At 71.3% G+C, this 2,322-nt stretch carries 1 protein-coding gene; it reads right to left on the reverse strand.

The genetic code is table 11. From position 1 onward, the window contains the following. Positions 1-2,322, reverse strand: a 2,322-nt coding sequence (locus WAX14_RS02455) for a non-ribosomal peptide synthetase (RefSeq protein ID WP_422626507.1), incomplete at both ends; no start/stop codon positions are given.

Raw genomic sequence — 2,322 nt, forward strand, 5'->3', positions numbered from 1 at the left:
GGCGGCGAGCATCGCGACCGTGGGCGCCTCGAACACGTCCCGGACGCCCAGATGTGCGGCGGTGGCGGTGTTGATGCGTGCGACCACCCGAGTAGCACTGAGCGAGTTGCCGCCGAGGTCGAAGAAGTTGTCGTCGAGACCGGCCAGGTCCAGACCGAGCACCTCGGCGAAGGCACCCGCGACGGCTCGCTCGGTGCCGGTGACCGGCGCCCGGTACTCGGCACGCGCACGGTGCGGTACGGGCAGGGCGGCGCGATCGAGTTTGCCGACCGGGGTGAGCGGCAGTTCGTCGAGCACGACGATCGCCGCCGGAATCATGTGTGTCGGCACGAGATCCCGAAGGTGCTCGCGCAGTGCGTCCGGGTCGGGTTCGACGGTGGCGTCCGACTCCGCCGCCGCAGGCAGCACATAGGAGACGAGGACGGTGCCCCCGGCGGGGCCGCGGTGGCCGACGGTGACAGCGAAGTCGACTGCCGAGTGGCGGGCGAGGGCGGCGTCGATCTCGCCGAGTTCGACGCGGATGCCGCGGATCTTGACCTGGAAATCGGACCGGCCGACGTAGTCGAGGGTCGCGGTGCCGTCGCCGATGTTCCGCCACCGCACGACGTCACCGGTGCGGTAGAGGCGCGCGCCGGGTTCACCGAAGGGGTCGGCGACGAACCGCGATGCGGTCAGCGATGCCCTGCCCCGGTAGCCGCGCGCCAACGCCGGGCCGCCGAGGTACAGTTCGCCGGCGACCCCGGCCGGGACCGGGCGCAGCGCGGCATCGAGGACCACCTCGCTGAACCCGCGCGCCGGACCGCCGATCGTCACCGGTTCACCGGGAGCGAGTGGATCGCTGAGGTTCGCCATCACGGTGGATTCGGTGGGTCCGTATCCGTCGAGCATCGTCCGGCCCGGCGCCCAACGCTCCACCAGTTCCGGTGCGCACGCCTCCCCCGCGACGAGCAGGGTGCGCAGTGCGTCGAGGCCGGCGGGCTCCAGGGAGGCGAGCACACTCGGGGTCAGCGCGGCGTGGGTGACGGATTCGCGCCGCAGCAGGCCGGTCAGTTCGTCGCCGCCGTAGATGGTCTGCGGCACGACGACCAGGGTTGCGGCCGATCCGGCCGCCCACAGCATCTCGAACACCGACGCATCGAAACTCGGTGAGGCACAGTGCAACACCCGTGCATCTCGGTTGACTCCGGTGCGGGTGCGTTGTTCGGCCACCAGGTTCGCCAGCCCGTGGTGGGTGACGACAACTCCCTTCGGCAAGCCGGTCGATCCCGACGTGTAGATCACGTACGCGGCCTGGTCGCGGCGGACCGGGACGGGGGCAATCGGCGGGTCGGACACAGTGTCGCCTGGCATGGTGTCGGCGGGCATGGTGTCGGCGGGCATGGCGTCGGCGGGCATGGCGTCGGCGGGCATGGTGTCGGCGGGTTCGTCGAGCACGAGCCAGTGCACCGAGCCGGGCAGCCGGTGCCGCGTGGCCGAAACCGTCACGCCGACCGCCACTTCCGAATCTGCGATCATGTGTTCGATGCGGCCGGCCGGGTGGTTCGGGTCGACCGGAACGAACGCGGCGCCGGTCTTCGCGACCGCCCACACCGCGGTCACCGATTCGACGGACCTGGTGAGCGCGACCGCGACGATCGACTCGCGGTGCACCCCGGCGACCCGCAGCAGACCGGCGAGAAGGTTCGACGCGGCATCGAGTTCGGCGTAGGTGACGGTCCGGTCCGGTGCGGCGAGCGCGACGCCGCCGGGATTCGCGGCCACCGCGTCGGCCAGCAGGTGCGGCAGCGTGATTTCCGGCATCGGGTCGGTGCCGTGCACGACGGTGCGGTGCCCGGATTCCAGATCGGACAGTCGGGTACCCGCGTCGGCGGTGAGCATCACCTCGACGAGCGCGACGACAGCGTCGTGGTTGGCGCGCAGGTCGTCGTCGCCGTAACGGTCGGGGTTGGCCGCGAATTCGACGACGACGGCTGTTCCGCTGCGATACACGTTCACCGCGAGATCCGGGACGGGACCGGCGGTGAGGATGTGGAAGTCGACGGACAACGCACCGAACCGCAGATGCCGGTCGAACAGCATCACGTTGACCATCGGGCCGGTCACCGCCCGGGCAGCGGCGTCGGCACCGAGATCACGCAGGATGTCCTCGACGTTCCCGCGCTGGTGTCGCAGTGCGCCGACCAGTTCGCCCTGGACGCGGCCGACGAGGTCGCCGACGGTGTCGCCCGGCCGCGTCCGCACCCGGACCGGGGCGACGTTGGCCAGCATGCCGCCCGAACGCCGCAGGATCGCGGTGGGTCGCGCCGAGACGGGGACATCGAC

The sequence above is a fragment of the Rhodococcus sp. (in: high G+C Gram-positive bacteria) genome, from assembly GCF_049299235.1.
GTDB lineage: Bacteria > Actinomycetota > Actinomycetes > Mycobacteriales > Mycobacteriaceae > Rhodococcus.